The organism is Chitinophaga varians, assembly GCF_014529945.1.
Classification (GTDB): domain Bacteria; phylum Bacteroidota; class Bacteroidia; order Chitinophagales; family Chitinophagaceae; genus Chitinophaga; species Chitinophaga varians.
In genome coordinates, this window is sequence record NZ_JACVFB010000002.1 from 417,310 (window position 1) to 442,136 (window position 24,827).

The 24,827-nt window shown below is 48.0% G+C and carries 26 protein-coding genes; 9 read left to right on the plus strand and 17 right to left on the minus strand.

Features of this window, described 5'->3' with window-relative positions; translation table 11 throughout:
* Positions 1-119 precede the first annotated feature (119 nt).
* Entirely contained in the window at positions 120-890 is a 771-nt protein-coding gene (locus ICL55_RS09450) for an inositol monophosphatase family protein (protein WP_188096382.1), read from the plus strand.
* A 12-nt stretch (positions 891-902) separates the two neighbouring features.
* Complete coding sequence (gene thiL / locus ICL55_RS09455) at positions 903-1,934, plus strand: thiamine-phosphate kinase (RefSeq protein WP_188096384.1); 1,032 nt, start codon at positions 903-905, stop codon at positions 1,932-1,934.
* 157 nt (positions 1,935-2,091) lie between these two features.
* On the opposite strand, the gene ICL55_RS09460 is transcribed toward thiL, so the two are convergent.
* From ICL55_RS09460 to ICL55_RS09530, 15 genes are all read right to left on the minus strand, one after another.
* Entirely contained in the window at positions 2,092-3,771 is a 1,680-nt protein-coding gene (locus ICL55_RS09460; protein ID WP_188096386.1) for an ArnT family glycosyltransferase, read from the minus strand.
* Between the two features lie 41 nt (positions 3,772-3,812).
* Positions 3,813-4,910, minus strand: a complete 1,098-nt coding sequence (gene nagA, locus ICL55_RS09465; protein WP_188096389.1) for an N-acetylglucosamine-6-phosphate deacetylase — start codon at positions 4,908-4,910, stop codon at positions 3,813-3,815.
* Positions 4,911-4,921: 11 nt separating this feature from the next.
* Positions 4,922-5,311, minus strand: a complete 390-nt coding sequence (locus ICL55_RS09470; protein ID WP_188096391.1) for a VOC family protein — start codon at positions 5,309-5,311, stop codon at positions 4,922-4,924.
* A 12-nt stretch (positions 5,312-5,323) separates the two neighbouring features.
* A complete protein-coding gene (locus ICL55_RS09475; protein WP_188096394.1) occupies positions 5,324-6,130 on the minus strand; it encodes an amidohydrolase in 807 nt (268 codons plus the stop codon).
* Positions 6,131-6,195: 65 nt separating this feature from the next.
* Positions 6,196-6,654, minus strand: a complete 459-nt coding sequence (locus tag ICL55_RS09480) for a regulatory protein RecX (RefSeq protein ID WP_188096396.1) — start codon at positions 6,652-6,654, stop codon at positions 6,196-6,198.
* Between the two features lie 5 nt (positions 6,655-6,659).
* The gene (locus ICL55_RS09485) at positions 6,660-9,002 is read right to left on the minus strand and encodes an ATP-dependent helicase (protein ID WP_188096398.1); all 2,343 of its coding nucleotides are present in this window, start codon (positions 9,000-9,002) and stop codon (positions 6,660-6,662) included.
* A gap of 407 nt (positions 9,003-9,409) precedes the next feature.
* A complete protein-coding gene (locus tag ICL55_RS09490; protein ID WP_078669945.1) occupies positions 9,410-9,910 on the minus strand; it encodes an RNA polymerase sigma factor in 501 nt (166 codons plus the stop codon).
* 293 nt (positions 9,911-10,203) lie between these two features.
* On the minus strand, positions 10,204-10,734 hold the full coding sequence (locus tag ICL55_RS09495) for an HdeD family acid-resistance protein (protein ID WP_188096400.1): 531 nt from the start codon (positions 10,732-10,734) through the stop codon (positions 10,204-10,206).
* A 756-nt stretch (positions 10,735-11,490) separates the two neighbouring features.
* Positions 11,491-12,978: a M28 family peptidase gene (locus ICL55_RS09500; protein WP_188096402.1), complete on the minus strand. Its 1,488-nt coding sequence runs from the start codon at positions 12,976-12,978 to the stop codon at positions 11,491-11,493.
* Between the two features lie 126 nt (positions 12,979-13,104).
* Positions 13,105-13,566: a ribose 5-phosphate isomerase B gene (gene rpiB / locus ICL55_RS09505; protein ID WP_188096405.1), complete on the minus strand. Its 462-nt coding sequence runs from the start codon at positions 13,564-13,566 to the stop codon at positions 13,105-13,107.
* Positions 13,567-13,599: 33 nt separating this feature from the next.
* Positions 13,600-14,457, minus strand: a complete 858-nt coding sequence (gene tatC / locus ICL55_RS09510) for a twin-arginine translocase subunit TatC (protein WP_188096407.1) — start codon at positions 14,455-14,457, stop codon at positions 13,600-13,602.
* A 581-nt stretch (positions 14,458-15,038) separates the two neighbouring features.
* Entirely contained in the window at positions 15,039-16,304 is a 1,266-nt protein-coding gene (locus ICL55_RS09515; RefSeq protein WP_188096409.1) for a hemolysin family protein, read from the minus strand.
* Between the two features lie 42 nt (positions 16,305-16,346).
* Positions 16,347-16,916 (minus strand): guanylate kinase, encoded by a 570-nt coding sequence (gmk, locus tag ICL55_RS09520; RefSeq protein WP_188096411.1) that lies wholly within the window; start codon positions 16,914-16,916, stop codon positions 16,347-16,349.
* 109 nt (positions 16,917-17,025) lie between these two features.
* On the minus strand, positions 17,026-18,336 hold the full coding sequence (murA, locus tag ICL55_RS09525) for a UDP-N-acetylglucosamine 1-carboxyvinyltransferase (protein WP_188096414.1): 1,311 nt from the start codon (positions 18,334-18,336) through the stop codon (positions 17,026-17,028).
* Positions 18,333-19,043, minus strand: a complete 711-nt coding sequence (locus tag ICL55_RS09530; protein WP_188096416.1) for a DUF4290 domain-containing protein — start codon at positions 19,041-19,043, stop codon at positions 18,333-18,335. The genes murA and ICL55_RS09530 overlap by 4 nt, the downstream gene beginning before the upstream one ends.
* A gap of 139 nt (positions 19,044-19,182) precedes the next feature.
* Between ICL55_RS09530 and ICL55_RS09535 the strand changes: the two genes are divergently transcribed.
* Entirely contained in the window at positions 19,183-19,935 is a 753-nt protein-coding gene (locus ICL55_RS09535) for an SDR family NAD(P)-dependent oxidoreductase (RefSeq protein ID WP_188096418.1), read from the plus strand.
* A gap of 137 nt (positions 19,936-20,072) precedes the next feature.
* Positions 20,073-20,777 carry an alpha/beta fold hydrolase gene (locus ICL55_RS09540; protein ID WP_188096421.1) on the plus strand — a complete coding sequence of 235 codons (705 nt, stop codon included), beginning with the start codon at positions 20,073-20,075 and terminating at the stop codon, positions 20,775-20,777.
* Positions 20,778-20,782: 5 nt separating this feature from the next.
* On the opposite strand, the gene ICL55_RS09545 is transcribed toward ICL55_RS09540, so the two are convergent.
* Together ICL55_RS09545 and ICL55_RS09550 are read right to left on the minus strand one after the other, a co-directional pair.
* Positions 20,783-21,712: a tryptophan 2,3-dioxygenase family protein gene (locus ICL55_RS09545; protein WP_188096423.1), complete on the minus strand. Its 930-nt coding sequence runs from the start codon at positions 21,710-21,712 to the stop codon at positions 20,783-20,785.
* Positions 21,713-21,777: 65 nt separating this feature from the next.
* A complete protein-coding gene (locus ICL55_RS09550; protein WP_029465139.1) occupies positions 21,778-22,245 on the minus strand; it encodes an Lrp/AsnC ligand binding domain-containing protein in 468 nt (155 codons plus the stop codon).
* Between the two features lie 507 nt (positions 22,246-22,752).
* On the opposite strand from ICL55_RS09550, the gene trmB reads away from it, so the two are divergent.
* From trmB to ICL55_RS09575, 5 genes are all read left to right on the plus strand, one after another.
* Positions 22,753-23,460 (plus strand): tRNA (guanosine(46)-N7)-methyltransferase TrmB, encoded by a 708-nt coding sequence (gene trmB, locus ICL55_RS09555; protein WP_188096425.1) that lies wholly within the window; start codon positions 22,753-22,755, stop codon positions 23,458-23,460.
* Positions 23,432-23,638 carry a DUF5522 domain-containing protein gene (locus ICL55_RS35550; RefSeq protein WP_188096427.1) on the plus strand — a complete coding sequence of 69 codons (207 nt, stop codon included), beginning with the start codon at positions 23,432-23,434 and terminating at the stop codon, positions 23,636-23,638. Before trmB ends, ICL55_RS35550 begins: the two co-directional genes overlap by 29 nt.
* Positions 23,562-24,011, plus strand: coding sequence for an MGMT family protein (locus tag ICL55_RS09565; protein WP_188096429.1), 450 nt, complete (start codon positions 23,562-23,564; stop codon positions 24,009-24,011). Before ICL55_RS35550 ends, ICL55_RS09565 begins: the two co-directional genes overlap by 77 nt.
* A 35-nt stretch (positions 24,012-24,046) precedes the next feature.
* Entirely contained in the window at positions 24,047-24,490 is a 444-nt protein-coding gene (locus tag ICL55_RS09570) for an IPExxxVDY family protein (protein WP_188096432.1), read from the plus strand.
* Positions 24,491-24,582: 92 nt separating this feature from the next.
* Positions 24,583-24,813 carry a 4a-hydroxytetrahydrobiopterin dehydratase gene (locus tag ICL55_RS09575; protein WP_188096434.1) on the plus strand — a complete coding sequence of 77 codons (231 nt, stop codon included), beginning with the start codon at positions 24,583-24,585 and terminating at the stop codon, positions 24,811-24,813.
* Positions 24,814-24,827 lie beyond the last annotated feature (14 nt).

A 24,827-nucleotide genomic window follows, 5' to 3' on the forward strand; every position in this document is an offset into this window, starting at 1 on the left:
AATATAAACGCGAATTACCAGTTATAGGTTGCAAGTTAACGAATAACACATGTATATTTTACTAATAAAGCTGTAAAATTGGCAACCGGCAATTGATAATTCGTTTTTACCTTTGCGGCATGCTAAAATCTACTTTACTCAAAGCTACTGAAGCCGGCGGAAAAATACTCCAACAATATTTTAACGGGGCTTTTGAAGTGAGCAGCAAAAGCACTGTCAATGACCTCGTAACGGAAGCGGATAAAAAGTCTGAAGCCGTAATTATCGAGGTCATACGCCAAACTTACCCTGACCATTTCATTCTCAGTGAGGAAGTAGGCGCCATCAAAACAGATTCTGCTTTTAAATGGATCATAGACCCGATAGACGGCACGGTTAACTTTGCCAATGGCATCCCTATCTGTTGTGTCTCCATAGGCGTGGAAAAAGAGGGTGAAATGGTGCTGGGAGCGGTATACAACCCTTTTATGAACGAGTTGTTTGTTGCTGAAAAAGGCAAAGGCGCCACCCTGAACGATAAACCTATCCGGGTATCTGCCAAAACCAACGTGGCAACCTCCTGCCTGGTCACCGGTTTCCCCTACAAATGGGAAGAAAGCGACAACAACCCGTTACAGGTGCTCACCAGCGTTATTAAACAGGGCATTCCCGTGCGCCGCCTGGGCTCCGCGGCCATAGACCTCTGCTGGGTAGCCTGTGGCCGGTTCGACGGCTTCTGGGAACACCACCTGCAGGCGTGGGACAGCGCTGCCGGATACCTCATGGTGGAAGAAGCTGGCGGGAAAGTGACCCACTTCTCCGGTGACAAATTTTCCCCCTATCAAAAAGATATATTGGCCACCAACGGCCATATCCATAGTGAATTGCAGCACCTCATTAACGGTAAATAAGTATTGGAAAACATGGAAGAAAGAACAGAAATAAAAGACCTGGGCGAATTTGGCCTGATCGACTATCTCACCAGGAATATCGAAATACAAAACGCCAGCACCGTACTCGGTGTAGGCGACGATGCCGCCGTCATCGACCATTTCGGCAAACAAACCGTTATCAGCACGGATATGCTGGTGGAAGGCATCCATTTCGACCTGATGTATACCCCGCTGAAACACCTCGGCTATAAATCAGTAGTGGTAAACATCTCCGATATCTATGCCATGAACGCCACCCCCACTCAAATTACCATGAGCGTGGCCTTCTCCAACAAAGTATCACTGGAAGCCCTGAACGAATTTTATGAAGGCGTATATGCCGCCTGCGAAAAATACGGCGTAGACCTCATCGGTGGTGATACCAGCAACTCTCAGAAAGGATTTATCATCAGCGTAACAGCCATCGGGGAAGTAACACCTGACCAGTTCGTGAAAAGATCTACCGCCCAGAAAGGTGACCTGCTCTGCGTTACCGGCGACCTCGGCGCTGCATACCTTGGCCTTACCCTACTGGAAAGAGAAAAGAAAATCTTCCTGGAAAATCCGGACGTTAAACCCGACCTGGAAGACCAGACTTATATCATCGGCCGGCAACTGAAGCCGGAAGCCCGTAAAGACATCATCGAATTTCTGCAGGAACAGGAAATCATCCCTACCGCTATGATGGACGTGAGCGACGGCCTCAGCTCTGAAATACTCCACATCGCCAAACAAAGCAACCTCGGCGTGGTAGTCTATGAAGACAAAATTCCCATCGCACAAGAAAGCAAGGAAATGGCCCTGAAATTCAGTCTCGATCCTACTGCCTGCGCACTCAGCGGCGGAGAAGACTACGAACTGCTTTTCACCATGAAACAGCAGGATTATGATAAAATTGTTCTCAACGAACAAATCAGCGTGATCGGCTACATGGCGGACATCTCCGAAGGCGCCCATATCCACACCAAAGGAGGCAACAAATTCAAGCTGGTAGCACAAGGCTGGAACGCCTTCCAACAATAGTGCACGCAAAGGCGCAAAGCAGCAAAGCACGCAAAGATTTTTTAAAGATTAAATAAGAAAGCAAAGGAGCGTAGATCACATGTGATCTACGCTCCTTTGCTTTCTTTTATTCGCTTATAGCGCTTTGCGCGCTTTGCTGCTTTGCGCCTTTGCGTGATTATTTTTCAACGGTCACTTTAATCCCCTGGCTGTTATGTGTAGGCGGCAGATCGCCTGCAAACACACAGAACTTCAGCAGGTATTCACCCGGTTTGTCTGGCATCGTCACCGGCATTGTTACCACCCTGCGCAACATAGCACGTTCGAGCGTCAACTCCGATTTCACTACCGGCAAAGCCCCATCTTTGGTAGAGAAGCCATAACCCAGCATAGGCGGATGGTCACGATCTATGGGCAAAGGCATTTTGTATCCATTATTTGGTTGCAACAGCACATTGACCTGTTCACGCGGGCGGGCTTTAATACGCTGTAATCCGGCTTTCATCTGTACCAGCGAGTAAGAATAATAAGCCGGCTGTATATTAATATCCCACGTGCCGCGGATAGTTTTGATACTGTCCGTTACCGGCATATCCATTCCCGGCTCAAATACTACCATGGCCGGTTTGCCCCACAGCTGCGTTTCTGTGTCCCAGAAATTATACTGACTACGCCGGGAATAACGGCTGTTAAGGCTGTAAGACAAATGCCCGGTGTAAAACATGTACTTGGAAGGCAGCTGATAACTATTCAAAAATACCACCGGACGGCCTTCTGCACGGGTGGCAAGGGCAGATGTCCACTCTTTGTTGTGGTGTATCTCCGGCCTTACTTCCACGCCCGGCATAAAATCCCAGACCATGTAAATTCTCGTTACCAGCACCAGCAGCAGGGAAACAGGCAGCGTATATAACAACGGCTTGCGGGACCAGCCTCTCCGTATGATAGCCTGATGGGCCAGAATGACCACCGGCGTAAACACCATTACGGTCCAGTTAGCCTCTACCCTTCCTTTGAAAGTGCTGATGCCGAAAAACACCAATACTCCGATCAAACAGAACTTCAGCGCACGCTCAAAAGTGTTCTGGATAGGACACCGGAAAGCATAATACAGCAGCAGCCAACCCAACAAAGGCCCAAATAACAGCAGCTGCCCGCCCAGATAATCGAGTGTATACGTGATATCATAAGACGAAGCGTTGCGTTCTACCAGATGGTATTGCAGGGAAGGGAAACCATGCGTATACTGCCAGTAGATGTGCGGGAAAAACAGTATGGTGGTGATGATACAGGCAGCCCAGAACTTACCCACCCGCAGCAAATTCATGTTGGACAATACCGTAAAGAACACCAGCAACACGCCATGGTATTTGCTATAGAACATCAAAGCCATGGCAACGCCCAGCAGCAGCGTATTACGCCAGTTCTGGCTGGCGAGAAAATAACGGTAGGCCCAGAAATAAACGGCGGCAAAGAATATCAGCGGCAGGTCCGGCACGGCGAGCATGCCCCCTATCTGCATGGCTCCCATGGAGCCCATGATCAGGTAAAAGAGGATATTGTCCTTGGAAGCAATCAACCGGGAAGTGATCCACAACGTAGCGGTATTGATCAGCACAATAAACAGCCGAACACCCAGCTCATTATGAAAAATGCCGTAACCCATTTTTATCAGGAGGGCAATCATCGGGGGATGATCAAAATATCCCCAGTCCATATGGCGGGAATATACCCAGTAATAGGCTTCATCGTCCCAAAGATCAGAAAAACAGGCTTGTAAGAGGCCCAGGACCAACCAGGTCAACAGGAACAGGTTCTTGTACTGGCGTCTCGTAAAAAAACGGATTATGGCATCCATGCGTTAGTTAAATGGTGATTTATCCTGCGAAGATAGTAGTATTAACAGTAAACTGTCATATCCCAGTGATCGCGCAGTACGATAAATGCTGCCTCATAGCCGGTTTCGATGCGTCCTAAGCGTGTGTGAAGGCGCAAAGCCCGCGCCGGATAAAGGGATGCCATCTGAAGCGCCGTATGCAGGGGTATGCCAGCTTTCTCCACGCAGTTGTGTACTGCCTGCAGCATAGTCAGCCGGGAGCCTGCCAGCACGCCGGCTGCATTGACATAGCGGTCTTTTTCCGGTATGTAGATATAATCCCCGTCAGGACTTTCCGCCGCCGCATCGGAGATCAGAAAAAGGCGGCCGTCCATAATCTTATGGCTGATGCTGATCGTGGCAAAGTCCACATGCACGCCGTCAGCCACAATACTGGCAAATATTTTAGGGTGATTATACACCGCTCCTACCAGTCCGGGTGCGCGGCTTTCGAGCGGCGACATGGCATTGAACAGATGCGTCACATGATGAATACCATTTTCAAAGGCGGCCATCGCTTCCGTATAGGTAGCATTGCTGTGACCTGCAAAGACAGTGATGCCAGCGTCCTGCAATTCCTTTACCAGTAGTGGGTTACAGCATTCCGGCGCCAGGGTGATCATCTTCACCACACCACTACCGTTTTGCAGGATCCAGTCTACATCTTCCCGGGTAAGCGGGTGGATATACTTTTCAAGATGGGCGCCTTTTTTCACAGGATTGATAAACGGCCCTTCGAGATGCAGGCCCAGTACGCCTCTGCCACCTTCCCGCCAGTAATCCCTGACAGCCTGTATCGCCAGCAATATTTTCTCGGGCGCAATGGTGGCCAGGGTGGGCATGATATGAGCTGCGCCGCCGGCCTTACTGGCTTCATAAGTAGCCCGGAGGCTTTCTACAGAAGGGTGTAGAAAGAATACGCTGCCGTTACCGCCGTATACCTGCAAATCCACAAAAGCCGGGGCCATGAACCCGCCTTCCAGGTCTATCACATCAGGATGGTCTTTGTATTCAGAAGCCGGTACAATGCCTGTAATCACATGATGGTCCGTCACAACTGCATGGTCACTGAGAATCCGGTCGCCGGTGAATATCAGGGCGTTTGTATAAATAGCAGACATGGCGAAGCGTATTAGGGTTGTTCGTACAACTCTAAAGGTAGGCCATCAGGGTCAGTAAAAAAAGTGAAGTGCTTACCCGTATAGGGGTCTATACGAATGATTTCGGTGGGTACGCCTTTCCGGTGCAGTTCCTGCACTGCCGCAGTGATATCATTCACCGCAAAGGCAAGGTGCCGGAGGCCACAGGCTTCAGGGCGACTAGCACGTGGTGGTGGGTCCGGAAAGGAAAAAAGTTCTATCACATACTGCTCGCCCAGCGCCAGGTCCAGCTTCCAGGAGTCCCGTTCTTCACGGTATACCTCCCGGATGACCTGCAGACCCAGCACATCGGTATAAAAGGCTTTACTACGATGGTAATCAGCACAAATAATAGCGATATGGTGTACGGCCTGCAGGAACATCTATGATAAAGGTTAAACGAGTTCGTTACTGAGAATAGTGAAGCTATCAGCGTCTTTCAGGAAAGGAATATTTTTCCTGACTTCATCCAGCCTGTCACGTTGAAGGGTATACGTAAAGATATCCTCGTCGTGTGACTTACGGTAGATGATTTCACCCATAGGATCTATCAGGCTGGTTTCGCCGCTGTGGTAGATTTTATTGCCATCATCCCCTACTCTGTTAACACCAATGGCGTAACATTGGTTCTCGATGGCGCGGGCCTGCAGCAGGGTGGTCCATGCGGTACTGCGGCGTTCCGGCCAGTTGGCTACATATACCAGCACATCGTAGGCGGGGGTGCCGTCCGGCTGGATCGTATTGCGCGCCCATACCGGGAAACGCATATCGTAACAGATATTCAGATTGATTTTCCAGCCTTTTACCTGTGCAATCAGGCGTTTGTTGCCGGGTTGGTAATGCTCATGTTCGCCGGCATACCCAAACAGGTGGCGTTTATCGTAGGTGCCAAAGGTGCCGTTGGGCAGCATCCAGATGAGGCGGTTTAAATAATGACCATTTTCTTCGATGATCAGGCTGCCGGTGAGAATGATATTTTTCTCAGCAGCCTTTTTCTTCATCCACTGCACAGCGCTTCCGTCCATGGTTTCCGCCAGTTTCTCCGGCTGCATGCTGAAGCCGGTGCTGAACATCTCTGGTAAAAACACCACTTCTGTCCGCTCTCCTATGCTGTCGATTTTTTCATCAAACATCTGCAGGTTTGCCGCAATATCTTCCCAGTAAAGCCGGGATTGTATCAGTGTAACTTTTAAATCTGCCATTATTGGGTATTATAGCTACAAATGTACTGCCTGATGGATTAGAAACTTTTCAAATTATTCTGTTTTCAGGCATCATTATTTGCAATTTCTTCAAGCGCATCATTAATCAGCGAGCTTTCAAACCCACGCTGCAAAAGGTGTTGCACAGTTTTGTACCGCCGTTTGAGCGCAGTTTCACGGTTGAGCGACTGCCATTTCTTCTCTGTCAGCCTGAGCAACGTGGCGTAGTAGTCGTCTCCATCGATCTCCGCCAGCCCTTTCCGGATGCAGTAGTCAGACACCTGCTTTTGTTTCAGCTCTGCTTTTATCTTATTGCGGCCCCATTGTTTTATCCTGAACTTACCGCCTGCAAAGGCTTTGGCATATCTTTCCTCATTCAGGAAATTGTCTGCTATCAGTTCCGCGATGGCTTCTTCTACTGCATCACCACGTAGTCCCAGTTCCAGGGATTTATATTTCACTTCCTGATGGCACCGCTCCTGATAAGCGCAGTAGCGGCGCAGCATCTCCAGTTCTTTCTCCATGCAGGTTATCTTACGATCCTCAGCTTGGCGTAGTTAAGCATAATTTTCTTCTCACCGCCACCTTTAGGGAATACGACGGTGGCGATCCTGTTGTTGGGAGCGCCTTCCATGCCCATGATGGTGCCGAAGCCGAATTTCTGGTGTTCTACCTGCATACCGGGTTCCATTCCGGCCGGGTCGTCGGGAGCGAAGCCGGGCGTAGGCACGTGGGTAGTGGCTGGCGAAGTAGGTCTTGGTGCCGGTTTGGGTGAGGAAGGCTGGGAAGCTGGTTGCCCGGGCGTCTTTTTCTGCATCCGGTCAAACATATTGCCCATGTTACTGCCGCCGCCCCATCCGGAAGTATTGCCACCGCCGAAAGCATTGCGAACGCTTCCGCCACCGGCATAACTCCGGTCAATGAATTTTTCCGGCATCTCTTCGAGGAAGCGACTGGGTTCATTCTGTACCAGGTTACCGAAGCGATAGCGGCTGTTAGCGTGCGTCAGCCACAGTCTTGCTTTGGCGCGGGTAATCGCTACGTAGAACAACCGTCTTTCTTCTTCCAGCTCTTCACGGGTATTGATAGACATGCCACTGGGGAATAGGGTTTCTTCGAGGCCCACGGTAAATACCACGGGGAACTCCAGTCCTTTGGCGGCGTGAATGGTCATCAGTTTCACCACATTGCTATCTTCGTCATTGCCCTGGTCTGCATCTGTGAGCAGGGTGATCTGCTGCAGGTAGGAGCCCATGCTTTTGTCCAGCAGCTCGCCTTCTTCATCCGGTGTTTCGGTGAACTCTTTGATGGAGTTCAGCAATTCCTGTACGTTTTCGTAACGGGCGAGGCCTTCCGTGGTTTTATCGTTGAACAGTTCTTTTACGATATTGGTGGATTTACCTACCACTACGGCCACATCATAGGCGTTGTGGGTAGTAAGCAGTGCCTGGAAGCTTTTGATCATGACCACAAAAGCTTCGATCGCTTCAAGGGTACCGCCCTTGAAACCGAACTCCCTGGCTCTTTCCAGCACTTCCCACATTGTGATATTGTGTTCGTTGCTGAACACGATGGTTTTTTCCATGGTGGTTTTACCGATGCCGCGTACCGGGTAGTTGATGATACGCTTCAGTGCTTCTTCATCACGGGTGTTCATGGTAACGCGGAGGTAGGCCACGAAATCCTTGATTTCCTTACGCTGGTAGAACGACAGGCCGCCGAAGATGCGGTAGGGAATAGCTTTCCGACGCAGGCTTTCCTCGAAGGAACGGCTCTGGGCGTTGGTACGGTAGAGGATAACGAAATCCCGGTTTTCGTAGTGGTTGCGCAGTTTTTGCTCTGCGATGGTATCCGCTACAAATTTCCCTTCTTCGTTATCGGTCATGGTACGTACCAGTTTGATGGTATCGCCTTCGTTGTTATCGGTCCACAGGTTCTTTTCGATCTGTCCTTTATTGTGGGCAATCACTTCATTGGCCACGCTCAGGATAGATTTGGTACTGCGGTAGTTTTGTTCCAGTTTCACCACTTTCACATCATCATAGTCTTTTTCAAACTGGAGGATGTTCTGGATGGTGGCGCCGCGGAAGGAGTAGATACTCTGGGCATCATCACCTACCACGCATATATTTTCGTTGACAGCGCCCAGCAGTTTAATGATCTCGTACTGGGCCGGGTTGGTATCCTGATACTCATCGATCATGATGTATTTAAACTTATGCTGGTATTTATGCAATACTTCGGGGAAGCTTTTGAGCAGCACGTACATTTTGAAGAGGAGATCATCGAAGTCCATGGCGCCGTTTTTAAAGCAGCGTTTGGCGTACATATCGTAGATCTTGCCGATCAGGGGTCTGTTGGCCCGCATGTCTTCCTGTTGTACGAGATGGTCGAGCTGATATTCTTCCGGTCCCATCAGACTGTTTTTGGCAGCGGATATCCGGTTGTATACGAAGTTCGGTTTATAGTGTTTATCGTCGAGGTTAAGCTCGTTGACGATGGTTTTCACCACGCTTTTGGCGTCATCTGCGTCATAGATGGTAAAATCGTTGGGGTAACCCAGCCGATGTGCTTCAGCACGGAGAAGGCGGGCAAATACGGAGTGGAAGGTACCGATATAGAGGTTGCGGGCTTCGCTGCCTCCCAGGATTTTTTCCACACGTTCTTTCATTTCACGTGCTGCTTTATTGGTAAATGTCAGCGACAGAATATTAAACGCGTCGACCCCGTTCCGCATCAGGTGTGCGATACGCGTGGTCAGTACTTTTGTTTTTCCCGAACCGGCGCCTGCAACGATCATCAGGGGGCCATTGATATGTACTACCGCTTCCCGCTGCCTTTCGTTAAGCTCGTCTAAATAATTTGCCTTCATCACGACTTTTTTGAGACTTTTTTGAGGGTGTAAAAGTACGAAATGAAACTGTGATTCTTCTGATTTTGCGGAGGCAGTTGGGTACACACCTGACTTTTACCCGCGGGATATGGCCAGCAGGCTGACAGGGACGGTCACGGGATATTTTTCGAATGACGAAAACTGGATAGGAAAGTATGTTCACTTTCGGGGGGCTACGGCCTGAACCGAAGCCCGCAAACTTAGCACAACAGATACTGGTCATCTGTGCTGCAGTAGGGTGCTGCAGCGCGGGTTACAAGCGTATCTTAACACATCTCAGCCCACTATCGGGTATTCATAGAACAGCGGCTTCCGGGTATTTTGTCCTGTTTGCCGGGCTTCCGGTTTCCAAAAGCCTCACAACGGGTAAATATTCTACGTCATATTTAGTGCCTGGTTATCCTGGTTTTCAACATTTTCCGCGCAAAATGGATGCGGCTTTTCACTGTACCCAATGGTTCATTGAGTATAGCAGCGATTTCATAGTATTTATACCCTTCAAAATAAAGCAGAAAGGGCTGTTTAAAGATAACCGGCAGATTATAAACGGCCATCTGTACATCTTTCACCCGCAGGTCTGATTCAGCAAAGTTGCCGATAGCAGAGGGCTGGTGGCTCAACAGGTAATCGCCGACAGCATTGTCCAGCAATTTATACTGACGGTTTCCTCTCCGGTAGTTATTGATAAAAATATTCCGCATGATGGTATATAACCATGCCCGGATATTGGTGCCGGCGAGGTATTTGTCACGATTGGACAAAGCCCTGAACAAGGTTTCCTGATAGAGGTCCTTGGCGGATTCAGAGTCTTTCGTTAGCGTAACGGCATACGGCCGCAGGAAATCAGCATTTCCCAGTAACAAATTGTTGAATTCGGTGGATGACATAACGGTTAACTTTAAATTTTCAAAATAGGCTACAGCATGCTAACCCTTTTGAGGGCCAGGGAGCGTGCGGAAAAGTGGGGCAGCAATGGTGGCCACCGGTACTCCGGACCGGTGTACTGCCGGCACCTGTAGGCGTCGGGGGCCGCGGTGGTATCAACACCGGCGGGACAGACGCGAAAACAGGCGCCTCTAACCAGGTGTCTTGATCATCATCGTGTAAGCGTTTTAGTTAGAAAATAAGCTTGCATATGGGGATAATTTAGTTGAACAACAAAAGGGTCTTCCGTTTCTTATTATTTTCTCCGTAACCGGAACGATAACGATATCAACATGACTCCCGATATTGCTGCATAAAAGCCAAACAACCATGTCAGCGTAATAGCAGCCGCTTCGGGGTTAGACAACAGCAGAATGCCAAAGAGTATAGATAGCAGTCCGCCCGCGATATACCAACCTTCACCGGTTATCAAAGCTCTTAGTCTGATCGCAATAATGATTTCAAATATGCCGGCCAGCATCGCCCCAAAGCCTACCAGGAAAATCAAAGCCGCACCCGTCGCAAAAGGATTGTACAATGTCAGGACACCTAATATAACACCGATTAAACCAGACAACAAAAACATCCCCCAGTTTTCAGCCGTTCTGCGGGCGGCGATAGCGCCTACTACCGCAAAAACACCGGCGATAAAAAGGTAAGCCCCTAAAAAGACGATCAAAGTGGTGAAAGTACCTCCCGGCCATATAATAGCCAGCACTCCCAGCATCAAAGCAAATATTCCTCTGAGCAAAAAAATCCACCAATAGGCACTATAAAAATTACGCATGCATCTCGTTTTATAATTTCACCATGAGCACTCCGGCTAAATGAATAGGGTACAAAATCGCGTATAAACAACCAGGTATATTTTGAGTTTTCATGTAGGATAATTATAAAACGATCATGTCGACCTCCCTATGGAATTCCATGACAACATCGACGCGGGACTGATGCATACATCCTGCGGGCACAATGGGTCATCAAAGGAAAGATGGCAGGCGCTTTCATGATGGTAAATTTATATGGTTACCAAATAGCGGGGTCTAAGTTTTCGGTTCACTAAAATGACAAGCTTATACACCGCCTGATACTATAAATACCGATTTGAACAACAACAGGTTTGTCGAAAATGTTTTAAGGGTTTCTTCCTGACTCTCGAAAAAATCGTCCGATCTTACTCAAATGACAATACTTACATTCAATCACAAATTCACATAAAATATATGATATATATATCTATTGTTTTAAGCTAGGACTCTATACACAATTTATAAAATTTTGTTAAAAAAAACAAAAAAAACTGAAACTGAAGAACAACTTCATTCGGAGAGATAGACAGGACTGCTAAATACTGTTATCACAACGTACCTGCTGCTGGCTCAACTTCCGGAAATGTTGATCAATTATGAGACCAACCCGCATCTATTTGGTTTAATCTCTGGTAGATTTCTTTAGGCTGCCCAATATCCCCAAAACAGCAAGCCCCGGCTGATGGTGCAAATACAGACCATCAACCGGGGCCGGACGCCACGTAGATTACATGCTATAGTTTGGTATCTGTCATCGCAATCTGCCAGGCAGTGTAAAATACCAGCTGTGTTCTTCTCGACAGCAAATCGTAGTTGATCTTTTCCACCGTATCAGAAGGCTGGTGATAGTCGGCATGTGTACCATTGAAATAGAAAATCACCGGCACACCATGACGGGCGAAGTTGTAGTGATCTGAACGATAATAGAACTGATGCGGGTCGTTCGGGTCGTTAAACTTATAATCCAGTTTAAAACGTGTAAAGGTATTATTCACGTTCTCGCTAAGAGGACGCAACGCGCTACTGATTTTATCATCCCCGATGATGTAAATATAATTCGGATCGTGCTCATGCTCCGGATCAATGCGGCCAATCATATCAATATTCAGGTCCACCACGGTTTTGGCCAGTGGGTATATTGGATTTGATGTATAATAGTCAGATCCCAGCAAACCTTTCTCTTCACCGGAAACGGTCATAAACACGATGCTTTTGCGGGGCCGATGACCTTCACGGGCTGCTTTTCCGAAAGCTTTTGCCATTTCTACGACGGCCGTAGTCCCTGAGCCATCATCATCTGCGCCATAATTAATTTTACCGTCTATGATACCCAGGTGATCATAGTGTGCGGTAATAAATACCAGCTCCTCTTTTTTGTCTGTGCCTTCGAGATAGCCCAGCACATTGGAAGGCCGAAGGGTAAGGTCCTTTTTCTCAAACCGGAGCTGCAGCGTTTGTGGTGCTTCTACAGGCAACAGTCCTTTCTCCGCCTGTACACTGTCACGCCCCATAATAGCGGCTGCCATTACCGGCGTGATATAATAAACGCCCGGTCTGCCGCTGGTGTCACGCGTTTTGTAGATGTCTGTTTTACGGAGATATTGCTGGTCCAGCAACCGGAACCTGTTGGCGCTTTTACTCACCACCAACAGGGCGGTAGCCCCGCGGAATGCCGCCACCGCGGCCTTTTCCGTGGGATTGGCTTTCTCCCGCGGCACACCGGTGGGCACGCCTTCACGCACCATCACAATTTTACCTTTTACATCGAGGCCTTTGTAATCGTTGCGCTCAGGCGTCACGATGCCGTAACCGGCAAATATCACCCCGGCTTCCGTATTGATATTGGGTGTTTCCTGCACATTGGCGTAGAAGTCATTACCGAAATGGAAAGTTTGGCCTCCGGCAGTAATGACGCCTGTTTCCAGACTATCGCGGTACAGTGGGTAATGTTGCTCCCATTGCCCGTTAGCGCCCGGTTGCAGTCCTGCTGCTTTAAACTGCGACACAATATAGGCCGCAGCTCTCTCCTGCCCGCGCGTACCTGTTTCCCGCCCTTCCATCTCTTCTCCGGCAATCACAGCCAGTTGCGCTTTAGTTGATGCCGGCGTAATAGTAGCGCCATACCGCAAGGCGGTGGCTTTTTCAAAAACTAACGGGGACTTCCCCTGTGCGAATACGGTGGACAGCGAAAAAAAACATACTGCCGTAGCTAACAATCTCATGAACTGTTTTTTGGTGAAACCGGATACCGGTCTATAAAAAAAGAGCCGGATTTTCATCCGGCTCTTTAAGTTACAAATATTATGAAAAGGTATTGGCCATCCTTAGTGGGGAATGGTCAAAAACCATTACAGACAGGCCATTTTACTGACACGGTTCTGGTGACGGCCGCCTTCAAATGGTGTATCGATGAATACGTCCACCATCTGATTAGCCACGGCTACATCCACAAAGCGGGCAGGGATGCACAGTACATTCGCATTGTTGTGGGAACGTGCCAGCCTGGACAACTCTTCGCCCCAGCAGATGGCGGCGCGGATGCCCTGGTGTTTATTGGCCGTAATGGCCACTCCGTTGGCACTGCCGCAGATCAGGACCCCAAAGGCAGCCTGGCCTCTTTCAACAGCTGTAGATACCGGATGTGCGTAATCCGGGTAGTCTACTGAATCTTTGGTGTGTGTGCCAAAATCTTTTACGGTCAGGCCTCTCGCTTCCAGATAGGAGATCACTTCCTCCTTGTATTCAAATCCGGCGTGGTCTGACCCGATGGCTACAGGCAAAGTAGTGTCAAAGGTAGTATGTTGTTGCATAGCGTTACTGTTTACGGTTAATAGTATCCACTTTTAAGACCATTCCTGCACTTCCTGTTTCCGCTCTACTGCTTCTCTGTCACGGAGCGCTTTTTTGGATATAAAGATACTGATTTCGTAAAGACAGTATAATGGCGTGAATACAATGAGCTGATCAACCAGGTCCGGTGGTGTAATGATGGCCGCAAGGATCAGGATAACCACAATAGCGTGCCTTCTGTAGGCCCGGAGGAAGTCAGGTGTCAGAATGCCCAGCTTGGTGAGGAAAAACACCAATATCGGCAATTCAAACAGCAGCCCCATACCTAATACGATCTGGGTCATCAGATCGAAATAGTCATCAATGAAGAATTGATTGACCGCCTTATCGGTAACAGTGTAAGAAGCGAGGAAGTTGATAGTAAAAGGCGCCATCAGGAAATAGGCGAAACAGATACCGAGGAAGAACTGGAAAGACACCCAGAAAATAGCGCCTCTGGCTCCTTTCAGCTCCTTCTCCTTCAACGCGGGTTTTACAAAACGCCAGAACTCCCAAAAGATATAAGGGAAAGCGCAAACAAAGCCAATGATAAAAGCCAGCTTGAATTGTAACATGATCTGGCCGACCATCTTATAGTTCAGGAAAGTCACCTTCACCGGCGTAATACAAAGGTTATTACCCAGGCCTATCAGGTGGCCCAGCTTACATAAAGCGATGTAGGAAGGGAAGTTGGCGTTGGTAGGGCCGAATATCACATTATCCAGAATCTCCTGGGTATACACAAACCCAAATATACTGAACGCTACTAGTGCCAATGCTGATCTTACGAGGTGCCAGCGGAGATCTTCCAGGTGATCAAAAAACGACATCTCTGCCTTGTCCTCATTATTGGAAAAAAATTTCTTTAACATGGTGCGATCGATCGAAGTTGAATGTTTCTTCTACAGGAGCACAAATATAGCGGATGAAGACTAGAATTTACAGCGCATGCGCGATAAAGTATGCTGTTTTTAATCGTCTTTTAAGAAGAAGGAGAGGTACAACAGTATGACGTTGTGTAAGATAGCAGGCTATGAGTAGGTACAAAAAAAAGAGCCAGCCCGAGAAGAATCAAGAGCCGGCCTTTCATCCATTGTTTGTTAACCCCAAAAAAGTTGAATTCGAGAATGTCTTTTGCTTCCAGTTCAGCTACTTACCTAATTGATGGCAAGCGTTCAGAATAAGTAAGAATCACTGGTCGCTTTTATTTTGTAATACAAAAATAACAAGAATTATTTTATTATCAATGTTGGAACACTTTTTTTACAACCTTTTAACAAAAATCAAATCATTGTGTTACATCATCTACAGCAAATGTATACAATCCGTGTTAAATTCCTACTACTTTTTTTGAAAACGTTTTAGCAAAATTGTTATTATACCGTTAATACAGATATTACGAAAAAATTTATATCATATAAACATCGTATAACACCCGCTGAAAAACGGCTTTTTATCCCAGAATTTTCATCTTCACCATCTCGATCCGTGTATCCGTAACATTCAGTATATCAAACTCATAGTCTCCGATAATGATACGTTCTTTGATCTTCGGAATCGTTTCGTGGTGGTTGATGATGTATCCGGACAATGTTTCGCTTTCATCTTCCGGAAAATCGAGACTATATTTTTCGTTTAAGTAATCTAGTTCCAATCTGCCTGAAAAAATGTATTCCTTTTCGGCGATTTGTTTTTCCACAAACTCTTCTTCATCGTGTTCATCTTTGATCTCTCCGAAGATTTCTTCGAGTACATCTTCGATGGTCACGATACCTGCGGTACCACCAAACTCATCCACCACCCAGGCAATGCTTTTACGTTCTTTATTGAACTTGCTCAGCAGATCAATGGCGCTCATTGTCTCAGGTACGGCCAGTATCGGATGTATGATGCTTTCAATGTTCTGTGGGTTTTTGAACATGTCCAGCTGATGAATGTATCCGAGAATATTATCGATGGTGGTATCATAGATAATGATCTTGGATAGTTTGGTTTCCATGAATTTTTTCCGGGCATCGATGATCGGGTTTTTGATATCGAGTGCTTCGATTTCTTTACGCGGTATCAGACAGCCACGGATTTTTACATGCGCCAGTGAGAGTGCATTTTCAAACAGTTCGGTATTCAGTTCCTGGTTTTCGCCCACATGCTGTTGCGACTGCCGGATGAAATGCTCTACGTCCACACGGGTAAAGGATTCCCGTGATTCGAGGATCCGGACGTTGAAAAGATATTTCAGCATCCATTCAGAGATGGACACCAGCAGATTGCCGATGATATACAGTGGTTTGGCCACGATAGAAATAGGCAATGCAAAAAAGCTCAGCAGTGCTTCGGGGCGTGAGCGGAAAATAGCTCTTGGAATGAAGAACCCGAGAAACAACATGGCGAGCGATGCCAGTAATATCTCCAGGAAAATCACCAGGGGCATGGGCACGTTGTCCGGCGTTGCATTGCTTGCCTGCCATACAGGCTGAAAGAAACCCGCCAGCAGGATGCTGTAGATCACCACGGTGATGGTAAGTCCTACGAGGCTGGTAGCCAGAAAACGGCTGGGGTGCTCGGTAAAACCGGCCAGTATTTTGCCGGTAGCTCTCCCCTGCTTTCTTTTGAGCTCAATGCTGAGTTTATTCACATTGGCAAAGGCAGCTTCGATGCCCGCAAAGAAGCCTGCCAGCAGTAAGAGAGAAACTAGAATTATAATTGTGTATCCGTCCATCCTAACAAAAATAATGAATTAGGTACACCAACGATCACCCTGCTATTTTATATTTAAAAAATCCTCTACCAGGTTTTTTACTTCTTCGTATGCGCGTTCCAGTTCGTCGTTGACAACAATTTTGTCAAACTCATGCGCGAACGACAGTTCATACTGTGCTTTAGCCAGCCGCTCGTCGATCGAGGCCTGTGTTTCCGTGCCTCTGTCGCTGAGACGGGCGCGCAGCGCATCGATAGATGGCGGTTGAATAAAGATCGTCAGGGCTTTATCGTGGTAATGTTCTTTAATAGAGAGTGCGCCTTTTACATCGATGTCTACCATGGGTATCTGGTCATTGGTCCAGATGCGTTCCAGCTCGCTTTTGAGGGTGCCGTAGTATTTGCCGGCATACACCATTTCATATTCCGCGAAAGCATTATCGTCTATTTTGGTGTGGAACTCCTCGGTGGTCATGAAATAATAATCCCTTCCGTTCACTTCGCCGGCACGGGCCGTGCGGGTGGCCGCAGATATAGAGAAGGCCAGTACAGGCATGCTGGCCAGCAATTTCTTTACGATGGTGGTTTTACCCGCTCCGGAGGGGGCGGTGATGATGATGATCTTTTTTTCCATTATGCTAATAAAAAATCGAAAAGTGGCGGTGTCATTCAAATGCAAAACCCAAAATCCGGCAAAAGGTTGCCCGGAATTTGGGTTTTGAGGTAATATTAACCGTTTGTTTTTATACGCGCTTGATATCGGCTCCCAGGTTTCTCAACCGTTCGTCGATGTACTGGTAACCGCGGTCAATCTGGTCGATGTTCTGGATAGTGCTCTTTCCTTCTGCGCTGAGGGCAGCTATCAGGAGCGATACACCGGCACGGATGTCCGGGGAAGACATGGTGATACCACGCAGCGGGTGCTGGCGGCCCAGGCCTATTACCACGGCACGGTGCGGATCACACAGTACGATCTGTGCGCCCATGTCAATGAGCTTATCCACAAAGAACAGGCGGCTCTCGAACATTTTCTGATGGATCATCACGCTGCCTTTGGCCTGTGTAGCCACTACCAGCACAATACTGAGCAGGTCGGGCGTAAAACCGGGCCATGGATGGTCTGCGATGGTCAATATGGAACCATCCAGGAACGTCTGTATTTCATACGTTTCCTGGGAAGGAATATAGATGTCGTTGCCTCTGATTTCCAGCTGAATGCCGAGGGAGCGGAATTTCTCAGGGATGATGCCCAGGCTTTCCACGCCGGCATTTTTGATGGTCAGTTCACTCTGCGTCATGGCAGCGAGGCCGATGAATGATCCGATTTCGATCATGTCCGGCAGCATGGTATGCTGACAGCCGCCGAGGCTGGTCACCCCTTCGATCGTCAGCAGGTTGGAGCCTACACCGGTGATGCGGGCGCCCATGCTGTTGAGCATTTTACAAAGCTGCTGCAGATACGGTTCGCAGGCAGCATTGTAGATGGTGGTGGTGCCCTGCGCCAGTACCGCGGCCATCACGATGTTGGCAGTACCGGTTACACTGGGCTCATCCAGCAGCATATAAGTACCTTTCAGGCCACCGGGGGCTTCAAGGCGGAAATAGTTATCGTCAGATTCGTAGTTAAATCGGGCGCCCAGTTTCTCAAAACCGATGATGTGCGTGTCCAGACGGCGGCGGCCAATTTTGTCGCCTCCCGGTTTAGGGATCAGTGCTTTGCCAAACCTTGCCAGTAGCGGACCGGCAATCATCACGGAGCCACGCAGCCTGCCGGATTTCTTTTTAAAATCAGCACCTTGCAGATAGGCCAGGTCGATATCGTCTGCCTGAAACTCACATTTGTCGCGGCTGATACGGTTTACTTTTACACCGGCATCACCCAGCAGCTCTATCAACAGGTTGACATCTACTATATCGGGAATATTGTGAATGGTGACCTTCTCTGAAGTCAGCATCACGGCACTGATGATCTGTAAAGCCTCGTTTTTGGCACCCTGCGGTATAATTTCACCTTTGAGACGGTTGCCACCTCTTACTTCAAAAGCACTGCTCACTTGTTCCTGTTTTTGTTGTATTTGTTATTGTGCTTGTTATTATTTTTTCCTCCGCCGCTGTTGCTTTTGAACTGTTTGTTCTGCTGGAAGTTTTTACGTTTGTTGGAACGGAAATGATCATTGCCGCCGCCGGTGTTGCCACCCAGGTTGAAGCTGGTGGTCGGTGCAGATGAGGTAGACGTGCTGCCACCGGTCTGGAATTCCAGGCCGCCATTGGTGATAGCTGCCAGTTCCGCCTTGATGGCGTCGTCGTGCACGCTTTCTTTATGCCAGTTGGAATAGGCCAGTTTCATATAGTTGCCGATGCACTGGGTAAACCCTTCTTTCTTCTCGGTATTATCTTCGTGCAGGGCTTTATCGATCACCATCTCCAGGTTTTTACCGAAGTGACGGTTACGCGGATATTTTTTGGGATAAGGCAAACGGTCCGGTTTTGCCCGCAAAGCTTCCTGTGTAGGCACCGGATAAGGTGATTCCACTTTCAGGGTGAAGCCGGATATATTGAATATATGGTCCCATAATTTGTGTCTGAAGTCTTCCACATTCCTCAGATGCGGATTCAGCGTACCCATTAATTCTATCACCGCCATTGCATTGCGCTGGCGCTCCTCGTCGTCTTCTATGGTCCCCAGGAATTCCACCATTTTCTGGATATTCCGCCCATATTCCTTCATAATCAGGTAATTACGCGTGGTATTATATTCCATTATATGTATTTAAAAGTATTATTGATGTAGGAACATCTTAAAGTGAAGATAGTAAAGTGACAACATCCCTGCAAAAATAACAAAAAAATACGAGGAACATTTAACACGGCAGCATTGTTAAGTGAGCTAAAACGATGTTATGGAACTTCTGAAAGACAAGGTGGCATTGGTAACGGGAGGTGGTTCGGGTATTGGTCGCAGTGTGGCGGAACTATATGCCCGCCACGGGGCCAGCGTGGTAGTCAGCGATATTGACGACAAAGGCGGACAGGCGGTGGTGGAGGAAATAAAGCGCGCCGGCGGCAAGGCATTTTTCGTCAAAGCCGATGTGAGCAAAGCGGGCGACAACGAGCAGCTGGTAGCAGCCACCATCAGGGAATACGGTAAACTGGACATCGCCTGCAACAATGCGGGCATCGGCGGGGCCGCCGCTCCCACAGGGGATTATCAGCTCACGGAGTGGGAAAAAGTAATCGGTATCAACCTCAACGGCGTGTTTTACGGTATGCGATATCAGTTGCCCGTCATGGAAAAAGCAGGCAGCGGCGTCATCGTGAACATGGCCTCTATCCTTGGCGCCGTGGGTTTCGCAGGCTCCTGCGCCTACGTGGCGGCCAAACATGCGGTGGTAGGCCTTACTCAAACAGCCGCTATTGAATATGCTGCCAAAGGCATCCGTGTTAATGCCGTAGGCCCCGGATTTATTGAAACACCACTATTAACCAAACATCTGAGCCAGCAGGAGATGCAGGCATTGGTAGGTCTGCATCCCATAGGCCGGTTAGGCAAGCCGGAGGAAGTGGCGGAACTTGTATTGTGGTTAAGTGCTCCCCTCTCTTCCTTCGTAACCGGCGGTTATTACCCGGTAGATGGGGCATACCTGGCTCGATGATTGGATTTTCAAATTTTGATATTTAGTTATTTGACCGGCAATTGTTTTAAAGCGTTTGTTTTTAAAGAGATTTTCCTTTAAATAGCAACCTGTTATAACGAGACCTCCGACAAATAACTAAATATCAAAATTTCAAAATGTACAAATCCCCTCTCCTGCTGCTGCATGGCGCCCTCGGCGCGGCGACACAGTTCAAAACGCTGGCAGACCAACTGGAACCCTACTACGATATTCATACGCTCAACTTCAGTGGCCACGGCAACGTGCCATTTTCCTCCAATGGCTTTAATATACAGGTGTTTGCAGCAGAGGTACTGGAATATCTCGAACAGCATCAGCTTGACTTTGTACATATATTCGGATACAGCATGGGCGGTTATGTGGCCATGTACCTGGCCCGGCACTATCCGGAAAAAATAGGGAGGGTGATAACGCTCGCCACCAAATACAACTGGAACGAGGCCACGGCAGGTAAAGAAGTGAAGCAGTTGAATCCTGCACTGATAGCGGAAAAAGTACCCGGCTTTGCGAAGCTGCTGGAGGAAAGGCATACCCCCAACGACTGGAGAGAACTGGTAACGCGTACGGCCCAGCTGATCGAAGATCTGGGCCATCAGTCATTATTGAAGGCCAACGACTATGCACAGGTGGCTTCTCCCTGTATGCTGATGATGGGAGACCGCGACAACATGGTGTCTTTCACAGAAACCATAGAAGTGTACCGGTCATTACCGGAAGCGCAAATGACTGTTTTACCAGACACGGCACATCCGCTGGAAAAAGCAGATGTACCGTTGTTGGCATATTACATCAAAAGATTTACTACACAGAAAATAGACTGAGTGGGTTATTCGCCCATCGCCAGTTTGCCCCAGTTATTCAGTTCCTCTTCTGTCCACAGCTCCGGGAAGAATATAATGCGCTTGTTTTTCGGAGGCAGGAACTGTTGCCAGTTGGTACCACCTGTAGCGGCAATATCTTCCGGCTTTTTGTGCAGGTACCTGACGGCTGACTTATAATGCATCAGGGGCCATCTCACGTTGATGTTCAGGTCATATTCCTTCAACAGGGGGATAACGATCGCTTTATCGGCTTCTGACAGTTGCTGATAGGCAGCCTGAATATTAGATGGCTCGTACCGGGTAGCCAGTTGCAGGAAGGGTCCCATATATTTCTTCTCAAACTGCTGCAGCGTAAGGGTTTTCTTGCCGGTCGCCAGTTCGGTGGCGCCGCTTCTCCAGTAGATATTGTCCAATACCGTTTTCAGGTCACAATTTTCCATGGCCGGGCGCTGAGGTTCGTATACCAGGTTAGTCAGCCGGGTGGAACAGATCTCGATCATCCTGAACTGTCCGCTCTGGAAGCCGCTGGCCGGCAGCAGTGCCATTCTAAACTGCAGGAACTGATCTTTATCCATCCCGTCCACCATGATCTCAAATGAGTGGACCAGGTTGCGGAAATAGTTATTGATCCGTTTTAACTGTGTGGTGAACACGGTCGCGTTCCGCTCCGGTGCAAAGCTGATCTGTTCGATCGCCTGCAGCGTCAGTTTAAAATACAATTCCGTTATCTGGTGATAAATGATGAAGATGTTTTCATCCGGAATCGGCGTGCGCGGATGTTGCAGATTCAGCAACACATCCAGTTGGATATAATCCCAGTATGTCAGATAGTCCGCGTATAGGAGCCCGTCGAGATAAGAAGACAGGTTCTGCCCCATAGCGGCATATTTTTCCTCCAGCCGTTTTATTTTGTCGGCAATTTCTGTTGTAACCATTGGCGGAAATTAATCATTCCGGACGAAAAAGCAACTGCAGCCATTTCCGGGTCCGGTCTGCTTAATTATTCCACCACGTTGATAGTACGGTAAAAGCTTTCTTCGAGAGAGATGAGGGTTTCAGTTCTTTCAATTCCTTTTATTTTCTGCAATTCATCATGAAGGATGCGGCGTAACTGGGTAATGTCTTTACAGATAATTTCGGCGAACATGCTATAGCTGCCAGTGGTGTAGTTGAGGCGTACCATTTCCGGTATTTTACGCAATTCTTTGGCGACAGTATCATACATGGAGCTTTTTTCCAGGTAAATGCCGATAAAAGCAATTACATCATAGCCAATCATTTTCAAATCTACGTGTAATTTAGTACCTTTAACTATACCCAGTTCTTGCAATTTCTTCATTCTCACATGAATAGTGCCGCCGGAAACGAACAGTTTCTTCCCCAGATCGGCGTAGGAGATCTCAGCATTGTTCATCATCTCGCTGATAATCTGCAAATCGAGTTTGTCAATATTCAAATTGTGGCTCATTTTTACAATTTGTTTTTGAATGTTTTAAAGTTATATGCAAATATTTAAAAAATATCGAAAATTCAAAAATTTTTCTTAAAAAATTTGCAAAGAATCGCCCGCGTCTTTAGATTTGCATTATAATCATTACGAAATAAGCCACCGGAAAGAACGTGACAGTAATGATAATAAAAATTGTGGGATGATGAAACTGGCAGACATGCCCCCTTGTCTCGGGGGTGGGGAATCCGGGATAAACGTAGCATAAATGGGTTGACCACTAATCTTAATTGTGCTATGGCTAACTGCCCCGTGGAGGTTCGACTCCTCCTCCTACAGCCAAATTGGTTTAAAGAGCTCGTGAGCCTATGGCCCATGGGCTTTTTTCATTTAGGGATTTGGCTATTGTGAAATTTGGCTATTGAGCGAGTCCCTGAAGGGCCCTATAGCTAAATAACCAACAAAGCCTCCCAATAGCCAAATGACCAAATACCCAAATAAAAAAATATCGTGGTATTTTTGCGCCAAATGGGACAGAAAAAACTACAACGCTTTGCTGAAATTGAGACCTTCTCCAACGTATTGATATACCCGGAAGGCATGCAGGGAAAATGGAACGAGTACTTTAAGAACAATCATCCGGTCACCCTGGAACTGGCCTGTGGCAAAGGGGATTACACCCTCGGAATGGGCCGCCTGTTCAAAGACCAGAACTTTATCGGGGTAGACCTGAAAGGCAACCGCATCTGGAGAGGCGCTAAAACAGCCCTCGATGAATCGCTCAATAACGTGGCATTCCTCCGTACGCAGATCGAAAAACTGGACGATTATTTCGCGCCCGGAGAAATCAAAGACATCTGGATCACTTTCCCGGACCCGTTTCTCCGTAAATCCAAAGCCCGCAAAAGACTGACCCACCCGCGGTTTCTGCAGCTGTATCAGCCTTTGCTGGCAACAGGCGCGACCATCAACCTGAAAACGGACTCACCCGAATTATATGCCTTCACACAGGAAGTGATCGCTGCCGCCGGCCTCACCCTTATCGAAGATATCCCGGATGTATATGCCCTGCCGGAAGTACCGGCCCTGCTGAAAATACAGACCTATTATGAAGGCATGCACCTCGCAGACGGTCGTACCATCCGCTACCTGAAATTCCGGCTGCCAGACACACCACTGAACTGGCGCAGCATAAAACTGCCTTCCGATGAAGCAACCGTTGGTGGAGAAGATTGATTTTTATTATAACGCGGAGGGCTATATGGTATTTACCGAAAAATATCACCTGGACCGGGGCTACTGCTGTGGCAACGGCTGTAAACATTGTCCATTTTCATATGAAAAAGTACCCGAACCCAAAAAGTCCATCCTTCTCGAAAAACGCCGCAACGAAGAAAAAGACGGACGACCCTAAGCCCGTCTCTTTCTTCGAGGTAGTGTATAAAATAGCCCGTAAAATACCGAAGGGCCGTGTAACAACCTACGGCGCCATCGCCGAAGCCGCTGACATCAAACTTACCCCCCGCATGGTGGGATGGGCCATGAACGGCGCCGGTAATGCCAAACCGGCCGTACCCGCCCACCGTGTGGTGAACCGCAACGGAGAACTCAGCGGCCGCCAGTTCTTTGCGACGCCTACCCTCATGCAGGAGCTGCTGGAACAGGAAGGCGTTACCATCAAAAATGATAAAGTGAGCGACTTTAAAACCGTATTTTGGAATCCGGGCAAACCCAAAGCTGCCTCCGCTACAAAAGCCGTCAAAAAAGTCGTCAAAAAGAAAGCCTGAGCACTAATTCCCCCGAATCACCTTATTTTTATATTATGTCGATACTTAAATTAAAACTGGACCAGGAACAGTTGGTAGAGGATTTCTTTGAAAACACCCACCTGATCGGTATCGCCTCCAGCGCCCGTGACTACCAGCTCTGCTGGCAGATCAACCGGCAACTGCATACCAATTTCCGGGTCAACAATCTGCTGGAGATCACCCTCTCCAAGAAAAACAGGTCTTTCCACTTTACGGTAATGGAATTCCATGAGCCCACCAACTCAGTATCCCATTATTTCTACAATAACCACTGCCAGGCCGAGTTCCTGCTGCCAGAGCTCAAACATATCCACTTCCTCTGGATGATCAAGGGCGACTATTATCAGGCTGATGATATCAAAAAATTATTGGAACAATTACGCCTCGTTCCCCTTGTACAATTAGTATCTTTACTAGACACAAAGGAGATCAAAAATAAAATGAACCTCATTTTTTAAGACAGGAAGACGACCAACAGCTGCTACACACATCATATTTTGACCAGTAAACCTAGTGAATTGCCGCATTTTCACCTTTAAACACTCGCTGTATGTGGGAAGAAAAAGACAATCAACTGCACCGGGCTTTTACCTTTAAAGACTTCCGGGAAGCGTTCGGGTTTATGACCCGGGTGGCACTGGTCGCAGAAAAAATGGACCACCATCCCTACTGGACCAATGTCTACAACAAAGTAGATATCTACCTCAGTACACACGACGCAGGCAATGTGGTGACTGAAAAAGATCGCACGCTGGCAAAGGCTATCGATCAATTATTATAATTAAATCCATACAC